The 12,965-nt window shown below is 59.1% G+C and carries 12 protein-coding genes; 8 read left to right on the top strand and 4 right to left on the bottom strand.

Annotated features, from left to right (window positions below; translation table 11 throughout):
* From B7X49_RS17095 to B7X49_RS17105, 3 genes are all read left to right on the top strand, one after another.
* On the top strand, positions 1–2,098 hold a 2,098-nt coding region (locus B7X49_RS17095), incomplete at its 5' end, for a TraM recognition domain-containing protein (protein WP_286840358.1).
* 275 nt (positions 2,099–2,373) lie between these two features.
* On the top strand, positions 2,374–2,844 hold the full coding sequence (locus B7X49_RS17100) for a hypothetical protein (protein WP_286840360.1): 471 nt from the start codon (positions 2,374–2,376) through the stop codon (positions 2,842–2,844).
* A 37-nt stretch (positions 2,845–2,881) separates the two neighbouring features.
* The gene (locus B7X49_RS17105) at positions 2,882–3,988 is read left to right on the top strand and encodes a hypothetical protein (RefSeq protein ID WP_286840362.1); all 1,107 of its coding nucleotides are present in this window, start codon (positions 2,882–2,884) and stop codon (positions 3,986–3,988) included.
* A 175-nt stretch (positions 3,989–4,163) separates the two neighbouring features.
* Here B7X49_RS17105 and B7X49_RS17110 read toward each other — a convergent pair whose 3' ends face one another.
* The 3 genes from B7X49_RS17110 to B7X49_RS17120 form a co-directional block, all read right to left on the bottom strand.
* Entirely contained in the window at positions 4,164–4,964 is an 801-nt protein-coding gene (locus B7X49_RS17110; RefSeq protein WP_286840364.1) for an alpha/beta fold hydrolase, read from the bottom strand.
* Positions 4,965–5,110: 146 nt separating this feature from the next.
* Positions 5,111–6,019, bottom strand: coding sequence for an alpha/beta hydrolase (locus B7X49_RS17115; protein WP_286705116.1), 909 nt, complete (start codon positions 6,017–6,019; stop codon positions 5,111–5,113).
* Between the two features lie 72 nt (positions 6,020–6,091).
* Positions 6,092–6,529, bottom strand: a complete 438-nt coding sequence (locus B7X49_RS17120; RefSeq protein ID WP_029311978.1) for a GNAT family N-acetyltransferase — start codon at positions 6,527–6,529, stop codon at positions 6,092–6,094.
* Positions 6,530–7,271: 742 nt separating this feature from the next.
* Here B7X49_RS17120 and B7X49_RS17125 point away from each other — a divergent pair.
* The 5 genes from B7X49_RS17125 (at position 7,272) to B7X49_RS17145 (ending at position 11,507) form a co-directional block, all read left to right on the top strand.
* Positions 7,272–8,096, top strand: a complete 825-nt coding sequence (locus B7X49_RS17125) for a class I SAM-dependent methyltransferase (RefSeq protein WP_286705115.1) — start codon at positions 7,272–7,274, stop codon at positions 8,094–8,096.
* A 72-nt stretch (positions 8,097–8,168) separates the two neighbouring features.
* Positions 8,169–9,059, top strand: coding sequence for an EamA family transporter (locus B7X49_RS17130; RefSeq protein WP_286705114.1), 891 nt, complete (start codon positions 8,169–8,171; stop codon positions 9,057–9,059).
* Positions 9,060–9,201: 142 nt separating this feature from the next.
* The gene (locus B7X49_RS17135; RefSeq protein ID WP_286840366.1) at positions 9,202–9,690 is read left to right on the top strand and encodes an amidohydrolase; all 489 of its coding nucleotides are present in this window, start codon (positions 9,202–9,204) and stop codon (positions 9,688–9,690) included.
* Between the two features lie 11 nt (positions 9,691–9,701).
* Positions 9,702–10,040, top strand: a complete 339-nt coding sequence (locus B7X49_RS17140) for an amidohydrolase family protein (RefSeq protein WP_286840368.1) — start codon at positions 9,702–9,704, stop codon at positions 10,038–10,040.
* A 273-nt stretch (positions 10,041–10,313) separates the two neighbouring features.
* Complete coding sequence (locus tag B7X49_RS17145; protein ID WP_286840370.1) at positions 10,314–11,507, top strand: serine hydrolase; 1,194 nt, start codon at positions 10,314–10,316, stop codon at positions 11,505–11,507.
* A 1,117-nt stretch (positions 11,508–12,624) separates the two neighbouring features.
* Here the strand turns inward: B7X49_RS17145 and B7X49_RS17150 are convergent.
* Positions 12,625–12,965 (bottom strand): hypothetical protein (locus tag B7X49_RS17150; RefSeq protein ID WP_286840372.1); only part of this gene is annotated, 341 nt, incomplete at its 5' end.

Genomic DNA, 12,965 nt, shown 5'->3' on the forward strand with positions numbered 1-12,965 from the left:
CGGTGCTGGCAAGACCTACACGCTGGTCAGCATGGTCGCGAATTCCCTCATCCATGGCAGCGGGTTCATCTTCGTCGACGGCAAGGCGGATAACAGCCTGTACGCCATGCTCTATTCCCAGGCCCGCCGCTTCAACCGCGAGGATGACGTGGTGGCGCTGAATTTTCTGGTCGCGAGCGGCAATCGCGATACCAACACCTTCAATCCGTTCGCGTCGTGCAACGCCGATGTGCTGCGTGAATTGCTGGTCAGCCAGATCGAGCGCAACCCGCAGGGCGGCGCCAACGATCCGAACGGCGTCTTTCTCTCGCGCGCGGTTGCTCTACTCGGTGCCCTGGCCCCCGTGCTGGTCTGGCTGCGCGACAACCGCAACATCCCGATCGATATCGAGAAAATCCGCCTGGCCACCGAACTGCGCTCGGTCATCGCCCTGGCGCTGCACGCGAAATACCGCCTGCGCGATCCCGAGGCCGGCACCTTCACGGAGATCGACCTCAAGGAGGAACCGGCAATACCCCCCGCCTATCTGTTCCCGCTGCAAGCCTATCTGGGCGAGACCGGCGGGTTCGATGTCGGCAGTTTCGGTAAGGATACCTCCGCCGCGAAGATCGAGGAGGCCCTGCGGCGCAGCGATGAACCGGCACGCCAGCATTCCTTTGCCGTGATGCACTTCTCCCAGACCTTCACCCAGATGGCGGTGTCCCTCGGTCACATCTTCAAGGTCGAGAGCAGCGACATCGACATGCGCGATATCGTGCTCAACCGCCGGATACTGGCGGTCAATCTCCCGACCCTGGAGAACTCCGGCGAAAGCACGGCGGCGCTGGGCAAGATCGTCGTGGCGACGTTGCGCAACATGATGGCGCAGACCTTGGGGGCGGATCTCGAGGGAAATTTCGACGATATCATCGCGAACAACGCGGCCGAGTCATCGACGCCGTTCCCGGTGATCTTCGATGAGGTCGGCTACTACGCCGTGACCTCGATGGACAAGATGATGGCGATGGGGCGCAAGCTCGGCTTGTTCTTCCTGCTCGGGTTTCAGGAGATCGTGGCGCTCAAGGTCAGGATGGGGGAATCAGCGCTGTCCATGCTCGGCAACGCCAATCTCCAGATCATCAAGGGCATGCAGGCCGAGGTCCGCCAGGTCTCACGGGTCGACTGGCAGGATGTCAGGGGATTGATCGAGGGTGAGGCGATCATGCTCTACGGGCGCTTCCGGGTCTATGCCAAGACGTTCGATGCCGAGCCGAAGGCGCAGGGGGCTTTGCGGATCAATCGCCCGCTCGCCCTGCTGCCCGCCGGAAAGCAGGCGGGCATGACCCGCGCGGGCTGGGTCCAGGCAGCACTCACCGCGCTGAAGGAAGATGCGCCGGCGACGGCCGGGCCGGGCGGGGCGTTCGAGGCGATCATCCGGTCACTGGCGCCGACGATCGAGGCGGTGATGCTGAAAGCCGCACCTGACGCGCTGGTCGGTGAGGCGGGTGATGCGGCGTTCGGCGGTGCGGTTGCGGCGGCTCTGGCCGGAATTGATCCGGCAATGCGGGCACCCGGCCTCTACTATCAGGCGTTCCAGGTGTTTCCGCGCATGCCCGAAAATGCACCGGACGGCGATGGGCGCAAGCGTCCCCGCTATGATTTGAAACGCTTCATGCTCCAGCGCCCAGTCATCCACCGTGATGACGCCAAAGCCGGCGCGGGCCGACCGGTCGAGGGGGCTCCACCGGATCAGCAGCCGTTACCGGCTGGCCGCAATCTCATGACGCTCATCCCAGATGAGGAGCTGCGGATCCAGGCGGCGCTGGGCGGCATCGCGGTGCAGGCCTACCTCGCCAGTCTGGACCATCTCATCGCGGTCTTCGGCCAAGCGATCCCGCCGTCGGGCTCGACCGAACCGGGCGATGTCGTCCTGATGGCGGAGCTCTCGGTGCCGCCGGCACACGAGAGCGGGTCGGCGGATGATCCCTCGACGCCGGGGCAGGCAGGAAAGCGTGAACAGGGCGCGGCGAACCGCGCGCAGGGCGCCAGATGCAACAATCCAGCGGCGCATGAGCCCGGGACAATGATCAGGCAGGGGAGGGTTCCGTGCACGGCCTGATCCATTCGATCGAGCGAGCGAGCGCGCCGCAATCTACGACATCGAATTCCGGATCATGCGGCACCTTACCTTGCCGCAGGCCCTGGCGATTGGCGCTGCCGGCGGGACGGTCGTGCTCTGCTATGCCCGGCTTCGCAGATTCGGGCGGCAGCCCCGGCGATATCGATGATGCGCGCGATCGGAATACCGCTCCCTCGGGGCTGCCGAACTGCCGTGTCCGAAACATTTGCCAACCACGATTTGCGTGAATAAACTTTCATCAAGGGATGGGTAGAATGGAGCATCAGGGTATGTTCGCAATCCGGGTCAGCCTGACGGGGTTCGCTCTGGCGATGCTGATCTCGGCATCGGGTCGGGCGGCCCTACCTGCCCAGCCGATTCCTCGCGCCGTCTATGCCGGCGTCCAGCTCTTCCGGAAATACGATCAGAGCGGTGGCATGTCTCAGGTCGTGCAGGCGGTGAACGGATGCTATCGGGTGATGGCAACGTCGCCCGGCTTGACCCTGGGCAAGATCGAATGTCTCGGCGAGGATTCCGCGGCCTATGAGATGTCGATCGCGATGACCCGGCTGCACGGGTTTCCGCCACTGCCCTATTACACCCAGACGGAGTTTTTTGGCCGGACCGGCACCGTTCTCAGGAACGCCGGTATCAACCCTGCGGCTGAACGAAATCACCTGATGTCGAGCATTCTGCTGATGAGCGGGCAGGATTACCACCAAATGGCAGGACAGGGCGACCATTGAGCGTGCCGATAATCGTGACCTGGCTGCGGATGCCGTGATGCAAAGGGCCCGTGGACTTCCCCGGATCGCTCGGACCCCCTTCCGTGCCGGCCACATACTCTGGACCGACGACGAAGTTCATACGCCGATCGCCGGGGAGGATCGCAGTCTGGGCGGCAATCTGCTGGGGTATGAACCGCATGGCCCCACCATGCCACTTCTCGCCGACTTGCTCGATAGGGATATGTTCCTGGATTTGAAGCGGCTCGTGGTCCGTCGCTCCGAATTCAAATGCGAGGCCTGCGGCAGGACAAATTTCCAGCGGCCGTTCGACCGGTGGGAATATGACAAACGCAGCAAAATTCGTACCCTTCGTCGGCTGCTATGCCTCTGCAAGCAGTGCCATATCGCCAGCCTGCGTAAGTTCGACCGGCCGCTTCATCCCCTCGATCCGAGAGACGCGCAGATGCGGCGCGGCCGGGATATCACCTACGAGCAACTGCAAGTCTACGCGGCTGAACAGCAGCGAATCATCGAGGGTTTGGCGAAGATCAAATGGCGGTCCGATATATCGATCCTGACCCAACGTGCGTTCGCCAAATTGCCCGCGCCCAATGATCGGCTGATCGTGAACTATCCCGACCCTCCGGTAGCACCACCCGCGGATCGTATTGCGGTTCGGTTTGTGGCCAGATCGCTTGACTCTGGTTATCGCCGTTTTACGCGCTTGCAGTCTGACGCACCAGCGTTTGCCGAAGCAAAGAGGTTATGGCCTCTGTTGAAGGAGTATACGGCGGATGAGATCTCGGCGATCACCGGTATCAAGCTGTATCGTCTGCACCACGTTCTGGGGTCACGACAGGTTGCCGCGTACTACCCGGATGCTCCGAAAGGTCGGTTGATCTCGAACTATCGAGAACCTGACCCTGAAGCTGACAAGCGCGCGATGGCCAAAGCAAAAAAATTATGGCCTCGGATAGACAAGTATCTGACGCTTGAGATCGTGGAGATCACCGGCATCAATCTGACGCGTCTTTATAACGTTCTGGGGCCACGACGGGTTGCTGCCGCCAAGCTGTCTGGTGGGATGAACGGGAAGGTGATCAAGCAGAGGAGACCTAAAAACGGAGAGGGTAGGGAGCCGGCGGGTAGGACAAAAACTTGACGCGGACCGCTCCGGACGTGGATCAAAAAACGGCCTGTGCCGGTGAGTGGAAAAGAAAACAGGCCGTTTGGAAGATTGAATAACCCAAGTCTAGCGCATACCCAGGGTTTCGTACAGACAGCAAAAGTCGCCGGACGTGTTTCATGATGGTGCTACTGAAACACGTTTCTATTGATTATTTATTCGTATTTTTGATGTGATTTAATATTAACTCATTGATGACTTTATATTTCTCAATTGATGCCGAGTGCCCGGTTTTATCAACAACGTGATACTTTCCTCCTGACGCTGTAGCTATGTTTTTCGCTTCCTTGGCGCCATAAGCATGATCTTCGTCGCCGGCGATCGCAAACACAGGAACACGACAATCTTTCAACTCATGAAGAATCGACTGACGGAAAACGACTTGATGTGCTGAATCCGCAATGGATTTCGGAAGATTCAGCATCTTCTGACGCCAATGGTTTTTTTCTTTGGCGCGATCTGGATCCGCAAGGAAAGTATCACCGAACATGATATACATGAGCGTATCTATTAAGGGTTCAGTTCCGTTTGCTGCCATCGACTCAACGAGCGGAGCAAAATCCGTCTTCTTATGCTCTTCTTCACCAGACGAGTTTATCGGCACAACCGAGGCAATCAAATCGGGGTATCGGGCAGCAAGCCTGAGCGCAATAAAACCGCCCATAGAATTCCCGATGACGTGACATGGCGCAAGGTTCAGCGCGCTGATAAGACCTGCCGCGTCCTCGGTCAGATGGTCCATCGATTGCTCGGCGCGCTCGGCCGGATTGCTCCTACCTTGGCCACGATGATCATACGCCACTATCCGATAATCACCGGCCAGTTCGTCTCGCTGGTGATGAAACATCGTATGATCAAAAAATAGGGAGTGGCTAAACAGAATTGCGGGCTTAGCAATATCCCCGGTGTCTTCGACCCATAGTTTGCAGCCATTAACGGCGATATATTTCATTACATTTCTCCCAATTTTTAGGTTTTACTATTGTCGAAAAATAAGAATAATGAACTGTTGACTATACTTGCCCGCTGGTGCCCGATTTTAAACCCAAACCAAACGAGGTGCTTCACATATTTGGTGGACGCAAAATGGGCCTTACTCTAATCAGAGCCGGACGCAAGATGTTCCTTGAACCAGGCGCAGGCCGCTCCAGAAGCCTTGTCAAAATCGTGAACGTATGCGTCAAAATGGCCGCCGTTCAGCATTACAAGCTTCTTGGGTTGCAGCGCTTGCTCGTAAGCTGACAATGCCTGATCCGCGACGGTCAGATGATCGCCAAGACCGACGATCAGCAAAAGCGGCGTTGGACTAATGTGCGCGATATGGATCCCGGGTTCATATTCAGTGAACATCTCCACTGAACGCAGAGTTACCTCATTCCGCCAGGAGGGCGCCCGCTCCCTATGGGTCGCAGTGAACCAAGCCCAGGAATCCGCCGTCGGCAGCGCTGCGGGACCAGTGGGGTCCTCCGTCACAACCGGAATCATCGCGGGCTGACCGCCTTTGTACCGGTTCCGTCGGTCTTCATCGAACATGCCGTGGAGTCCACTGAATACGTCTGACCGGATCAACCGCCTCGCATTGGCGTGACCACTTATTAGCGGAACTTGCGACACAACTGCCTTCACCCGGCGGTCAGTGGCCGCCACAACGAGCACATGCCCACCAGAATAGCTCGATCCCCAGATACCAATTTTCAGCCGATCCGTTTCTGGCAGAGTCTCAGCAAACGTAATCGCGTCGCGATAATCCCGAACTTGCTGCCACGGATCGATCTCCTGACGCGGCTCGCCGTCACTGGCCCCGAAATTACGGTTATCGAAAACCAGCGCCGCCATGCCGGCTTGGCAGAAGATTTCGGCGAACCGATCAAGGTGCATTTCCTTGACGGCTGAAAAACCATGAGCCATTACAATTGTTGGAACTGACCCGCTGAGGCTCGCCGGCGTAAAATGCCACCCGCGGAGTATCGTCCCATCTTCCGTTGAGAATTCAATGTCCTTGCGCACTTCCTGACTCCCTTTGGTTTTGCTTGTTTAGCAATCATACCACTGAAGGGTGAATTTCCTACCCTTTTTCCTTCACGTGGATGTGCGAACCATCGTCATCCATTTGCCATCTGGTTCGGCTATGCGGAACCCATACCGCTGGTAAAGTCCATGGGCGTCCTCTGTTGTCAGGGTCCAATGCGAGACAGAAGCGAGATCGGGGTGCGCCAGGATAGCTTCAACCAGCATCTTCCCGAGGCCGGATCCACGCAAATCTGGGCGAACAAATACGTCGCCCAGATGGGCACGTAGGGCATAGTCAGTCAGCACTCGACCAAACCCAACCAGCCCGCCGTCGGCTGCGTAAATGCCAAAGCAGAGGCAGTTTGCCCAGCTCCGCTCAGTCAGAGCACGTGGGCGATCCAGTCCCCAATAGACACCGGCCAAAGCCTCATGGACCACCTCCATATCAATACGCCCGCGATCATCACTGACGATGTAACCTTTTGGGAGATTAACCTCATAGATCATTGGCAAAATGGCATCCCAAATTGGTTCTTGGAGTGAAACCGCCTCTGGGTCTGCGCATGAAAACCGAAGAAATATTTAATGCATCTCTGTATGATGGTGTATCTCCACTATCCTTGGAAATCGGCGTGTTGGACTTTGAGTGAGTCTATATCTGTGTCGGTGGTTTTGATACCCTTTTCGTAGTCGCCAGGATCGTTTCGGTAAACCAGACGGAGGCAGGCCATACTGCTTGTGCGTCCTGTGAGTTGGAGCGGGCAAGCCCAGATTGCCTGAGAAAGGCGCGCCTGAGGCGCAAACCTCTCCTGCCGTCTATAGCGCGAGGTGGCGGGACGTTGGCAACTCTGTTCGCAATCCGCCAAGCACGTCGGATGTATCAGCATCGGTGCCGGGCTGCGTCATGTTCGACACGCTTTGCCGATTCCGCGCGGCTGACTCCGCGCCGGTCGTGCGCCGCCTACCGACGGCGGGCTTGTTGTTCAACGGTGCAGAGTGTGTGGCTCGAGGCTCTTGCCACCCGGGAACACACGACCCTATGCAATTTGCGCGGGCTACATCCGCTGGTGGTGACCGGCACGATCAGCTTGGCCGGTGAGACGCTGGCCGCACGCAGGTGGAGCCGTTTCCGACCGGGCAGGACAACACCCGACAGTCTGCGCCCGAGGGTGCCAGACTTTGGATGAAAGACGCGCCCAATCTGCACGCGGATATTTACCCCTTGCCAGCAATCGCCTAGTCCGCCGACATGGAACCACTCAACGAGCTGATCGCGCGCCATTACACCCGTGGCGACCTCGGCGCTGCATTACTGGCCGTCCTGGGCGAGCAGGCCGCGTTGCCGCCCGCAGCGCTGATGGAGCTGTTAGGCGCGGTGGATGAGTTCCACGTCGGTGGGCCTGCAGCCACGATAGCGCTGGCGGAAGACTTGGCACTGCAGCCTGGCCAGAACGTGCTCGATATCGGTTGTGGCCTGGGCGGAACGGCGCGGCTTCTGGCGACGCGCCACGGGGTGCGTGTGACCGGTATTGATCTTACGGCCGAATATGTCGATGTCGGCAACAGCCTGAACGCCCGGCTCGGCCTGTCCGGGCAAATCGACCTGGTATGCGGCAGCGCATTAACGCTGCCCTTCGCCGCTCGCAGCTTCGATGCCGCGACCATGCTACATGTCGGCATGAACATCGCCGACAAGGTGGCGTTGTTCGTCCAGATCGCATCGATGCTCAAGCCCGGCGGGCAGATCGCCATTTACGACATCATGCGAACGGGCGAGGGCGCGTTGACCTTCCCGCTGCCCTGGGCCGGCGACGCTTCCCTATCGTTTGTCGCTGCGCCGCTGGATTATCGCCGCGCGCTCACAAAAGCCGGGTTCGTCGTACGCGGCCAAATCAACGAGCGCGAGCGCGCCTGCGCATTCTTCACCGAAATGGCGGCGCGCGCCGGCCCCGCGCCTGCACTCGGGCTGGGGGTGCTGATGGGAGCAGAGGCAGCACAAAAACTAGCGCATATCCGCACCCAGATCGAAGCTGGCTTGCTCGCGCCGATCCAAATCCTTGCAAACCTACCTTGAAGCCACAGGCTTAGGCGGAAAAAATGCCAACCCCACAACAAAATAGACGCCACATTTTGGAAACGACCGTTCATGCATAATACCACGCTGAGCACCCGGCACGCCTTGCTCGCATTGGCGGTGGTGGCCGTCTGGGGTACCAATTTCGTCATCATCCGGCTCGGGCTCGATCAATTTCCACCCTTTCTCCTCGCCGGTCTGCGCTTCAGCCTGGCCGCACTGCCCGGCGTATTTTTTCTGCCGCGGCCGACGGTCGCGTGGCGCAATCTGGCGGCCTATGGTCTGGCTATTGGCGCCGGGCAATTCGGTCTCCTGTTCCTGGCGCTGGATGGGCATATCTCGCCGGGACTCGCCTCCCTGGTGATCCAAGTCCAGGTGTTTTTCACCATCTTCATTTCCATGGCCCGCATCGGCGAGCGGCTGCAGGGCTTCCAGATCATCGCCTGCCTGCTGGCGGTGGCGGGCATTATCGTGATCGCGCTGCACGTCAACGGCCATACCACGCCGCTCGGCCTCGCTCTGGTCATGCTTGCCGCCGGTTGCTGGGCTTGTGGCAACATCATCGCGCGTGAAGGAGGCGCGCGTAATTTTCTTGCCTATGTTGTCTGGGCCAGCCTGTTTTCCGCGCCGCCTTTGCTCATCCTCTCTATGATCGTCGATGGCCCATCCGTCATTGTGCATGCCGTGCGCCATGCCACGGCGTGGGGCTGGGCGGCGGTGGTCTGGCAGGCGGTCGGCAATAGCTGGTTCGGCTATGCGAGTTGGGCGTTTCTGCTGGCTCGGTATCCCTCCGCCACGATCAGCCCGATGGCGTTGCTGGTGCCGGTTTTTGGTATGGCCGCCTCAGTCGTCTGGCTCGGTGAACCGATGCCGGCCTGGAAGATGGCGGCAACCGCCCTGGTCATCATAGGCCTTGGGGTCAGCGTGTTCTATCCCCGGTTACGCTGGTTACGCCTTGCTTGACCTTGGGCAATGACCGCGGGCGGACAGTCCGGGATGACCCTGGAACAGCCGGGATGAGCGGGGCGCTCCCCAAGCATCAGGCGCGCGGCATATACAAGACCGCCGATGCGTCTAGACTGCGGCTCGAAATATGGAGCCTTGCATGACGCGCGAATGCCCAGGGCCTGACCCATCGCCACACGGACCCAAGAGCTTCAAGGTGCCGGCAAAGGCGGTCGATACCCACGCCCATGTCCTTGGGCCGCCGCCCTATATCGAGGGCCGCAGCTATACCGCCCCGCCAGCACCGCCGGCAGCATATTTGAACATGCTGGATGCCACAGGCATGGCGTATGGCGTGCTGGTGCAGGCCAGCGTTCACGGCGTGGACAATTCGCTGCTCCTGGAAACCCTCGCCGCGCATCCGGACCGGCTGCGCGGGATCGCGGTTGCGCCGCCGGAGCTGCCCGCGCGCGACTGGCAGCAGATGCACGATGCCGGTATCCGCGGCCTGCGGATCAACACACTCTATGGCGGCGGGCTCGGCTTCGACGCGCTCGACCGGTTCGAGGCGATCTGTCTCGACCATGGCTGGCATCTTCAATTCCTGACCGCGCCCTCGCACCGCTGGCCACCCGGATATCCCAGCTGAAAGTGCCGGCGGTGATCGACCATATGGGCCACTTCCCGGCCGGCGATGGCATCGCATCATCTGCCGCGAAGCTAATGATCCAGCTGCTCAAGGATGGCGCCTGGAGCAAGCTCTCCGGCGCGTACCGGCTGGCCAAGCCGCCCTATGCCGAGACGATCCCGCTCGCCCAGGCACTCGTGGCAGCGGCTCCGGAGCGCTGCGTCTGGGGGTCCGACTGGCCGCATGTCGCGAACCATGATGCCATGCCCAATATCGGTGCGCTGCTCGACCTGCTGACGATGTGGTTGCCGGATGCAGTGCAGCGCGACGCGGTGCTCACGACCAATGCACATCGGCTATATGGGTTTTAGCGAGCAGAAACGAATAACAGCGACGAATGGGTCTTCAGCCGGAACACTTGTAAGCCCGACCGGCATTGTCCGATCGGCTCTGAGGTGACCGCGAGTGATCGATCGTCAACAGGGTTCAGCCAGCCATGGCGGGAACGGCCGATTGCGGGAACGGTGATTTGGCCCGGGAACGGCGCGGTTGGGGCACCCGGATTCTGTCTGTACAAATCATTGGAATGCCTCTATGATGCGCGCCGTGCACCTGGCCGGTGCGCTCAAAAACGGAGGAAACCCATGTCAAATCACCTGAAATCCGCTTGTGACGCGGTGCTCGCCCGCGTGACCACAGGCACCCCGCGCGTGCCCGGCGTGGTCGCAATGGCGACGGATCGAAACGGCAACATATATGAAGGCGCCGCCGGGATGCGCAGCCTCGCCGACCACACGCCGATGACCACGGAGTCCGTGTTCGCGATCTTCTCGACCACCAAAGCGATCGCCGGGACCGCCGCACTGCAACTGGTCGAAGACGGAAGCCTCGACCTCGATGCGCCGGCGAAACACTATGTGCCGGCAATCGGCGAGCTCCAGATTCTCGAAGGCTTCGCCGATGATGGCACCCCGCGACTGCGTGCACCGAAGCAAGACATCACCACCCGCATGCTTCTGCTGCACACGGCGGGTCTGGGCTACGATTTCTTCAACGAATCCTACAATCGGATGGTACAGAGCGGCCAACTCGCGAGTATCGTGACAGGCAGTAAGGCATCGCTCAACGGACCTTTACTGTTTGAACCCGGCACACGCTGGGAATATGGCTGCAATATCGACTGGGTTGGCCAGGTGGTCGAGGCGATCAGCGGCAAGCGGTTGGGTGCCGTGATGCAGGAGCGAATTTTTGCACCGCTCGGCATGACAAGCACCTCGTTCGCATTGACCCCGGACATGCGGAGTCGCCTCGCGCGCATCCACCAGCGCGGCGAAGATGGTTCCCTGACCGCGACCGATTTCGAACTGCCGCCCGATCCCGAAGTCCACATGGGTGGTCACGGGCTCTACGGCACGGTGGGCGACTATATGCGCTTCATCCGGATGTGGTTGAACGACGGGATGGGCGAACACGGCCGCGTACTGAAAGCCGAAACCGTCGCGATGGCGGCCCGCAACGGCTTGGGAGACATGAAAATCAAGAAGCTTCCCGGTGTGGTCGCAGCACTCACACACGACGCCGAATTCTTTCCTGGAATGCCAAAATCCTGGGGGCTTACGTTCATGATAAACGACCAGCCAGCACCCACCGGCCGCCCCGCCGGCGCGCTCGCCTGGGCGGGCCTTGCCAACTGCTACTATTGGATCGACCGCGCCAGTGGCGTGGGCGGTTATTGGGCAACCCAGATTTTCCCCTTCGCCGACCCAACCTCGGTCGGCGGCTATCTCGACTTCGAAACCGCGGTGTATGCGGCCAGCGCGGCGAGAGTCGCGGCCTGATCGCGGTACGACGGCACGAAAGCTGCACCAAGATATTTGGCAAGATTCGATGATTTTCACTGTCTACCGTGCCGATATGCCGAGACGATAACGGTGTGCTCCGCTATCTGCACCTGCGCAGGTAGTGGAGATGACCGACACACAGATCACCCTGAAGGTCGGCATGACGAAAGTAGCCTATTCGTGCGTTTTTCAATCCGAAAATCAAGGATTTGTCGGGAAAGCTCAAAAGTGTCTGATAACCTGCGGTACCAGCGAGGGTAGGCAACAAATCCGTTTTCGGGCAAGAAAGCGGAGAAATGTTCTCGTATCGTTCACGTCAAGCGCACGCAAGATTTACTTTCGTGTCCGGCCCCCTCTTTCAGCACCGATGATCCGGCTGCCCGCCGTATACAGTGCGCGCCGATGAGTCGCAGGATCCGGGTTGATCGTGCTGCCGTGGGCATAGGCATAAATGGTCACAAAGTGTCTTATACGGTTCTAGACGCCTTCCCGTTATCGTATCAAAATACCGAAAACTACCCTATTAACGCGAAAAACTGTCTCAACTAACCGTTCCTCTGGGGTATACCTTAATGGGGCTATGACAGCTTGTGATGAGGAGCCGAATGAACGTTCAAAAGAGAGGAAAAAAATAAGTTTAACACTTCGAGTGATTTATGCGGTTTGCCTAATCGGTGCCACATACAATCACCTCGCGGCTATACTCTTGCATGGTGTTTTGTGGGATTACAATTACGGACCAGGATTTCCGATATTCAGCAGAATCTTTTGGGCATCCTTAACAATTCTTGATCCAGCATCAGCAGTTCTCTTATTCGTTAGACCGAACTGGGGCATAAAAACAACCGCCGGAATTATCATAGCGGACGTCTTCCATAATATATGGGTTGTAGAAAGATTTTCGGTAGTTCAGTTCTATGGTTTTTTCCCGGTAACTCCGCTTTCCGAGCAAATTGTATTCATGATGTTTGTGATCTTCACTTGCCGGTTCGCGCTGAGCCAAAATACAAGGGCGGATGTTATGGCCGCTAAGGAACCTGTTGTTCGTCCGGTTGGACGGCAAACTTGAGTCGAAAGCGGTCACAAACTCGCGGACGCCGCTGCTCAACGCGAGTCACTGGGTGCCCTTGCTTCGCCGCAGGTGGTCCACCGCAGCCCTGGCAACGCTCTGAAACATCTCCCGACCAACCGCACATTGCCGACCCATTTGCTTGTCAAGTTCTTCCTCTGCCCACCCGAGCGCCCCGATTTTAAGCGCGGCGGCCCAAAGATATTTCACCGCCTCCGCTGCATCGGTCGGCGCCGGATCATATCCACCGCCGGCGAGCAAACTGGACAGAGCGAACAACGCCACCGCCGCAGCAAATTTCGGCTCCTTGTCCTGAAAATCCCGAGCGGCGCGTACCAGCGTCGATGGGTCGGTACCGGACGTCGCTGCGCAATCGATGGCGATGT

The sequence above is a fragment of the Acidiphilium sp. 34-64-41 genome, from assembly GCF_002282635.1.
Classification (GTDB): Bacteria; Pseudomonadota; Alphaproteobacteria; order Acetobacterales; family Acetobacteraceae; genus Acidiphilium; species Acidiphilium rubrum.

What these genes read in the sequence shown, in the direction of transcription:
- B7X49_RS17100 (WP_286840360.1), top strand. Translation starts at nt 2,374, where the DNA reads ATGGAGCATCAGGGTATGTTCGCAATCCGGGTCAGCCTGACGGGGTTC.
- B7X49_RS17105 (WP_286840362.1), top strand. Translation starts at nt 2,882, where the DNA reads ATGCAAAGGGCCCGTGGACTTCCCCGGATCGCTCGGACCCCCTTCCGT.
- B7X49_RS17110 (WP_286840364.1), bottom strand. Translation starts at nt 4,964, where the DNA reads ATGAAATATATCGCCGTTAATGGCTGCAAACTATGGGTCGAAGACACC.
- B7X49_RS17120 (WP_029311978.1), bottom strand. Translation starts at nt 6,529, where the DNA reads ATGATCTATGAGGTTAATCTCCCAAAAGGTTACATCGTCAGTGATGAT.
- B7X49_RS17125 (WP_286705115.1), top strand. Translation starts at nt 7,272, where the DNA reads ATGGAACCACTCAACGAGCTGATCGCGCGCCATTACACCCGTGGCGAC.
- B7X49_RS17130 (WP_286705114.1), top strand. Translation starts at nt 8,169, where the DNA reads ATGCATAATACCACGCTGAGCACCCGGCACGCCTTGCTCGCATTGGCG.
- B7X49_RS17135 (WP_286840366.1), top strand. Translation starts at nt 9,202, where the DNA reads ATGACGCGCGAATGCCCAGGGCCTGACCCATCGCCACACGGACCCAAG.
- B7X49_RS17145 (WP_286840370.1), top strand. Translation starts at nt 10,314, where the DNA reads ATGTCAAATCACCTGAAATCCGCTTGTGACGCGGTGCTCGCCCGCGTG.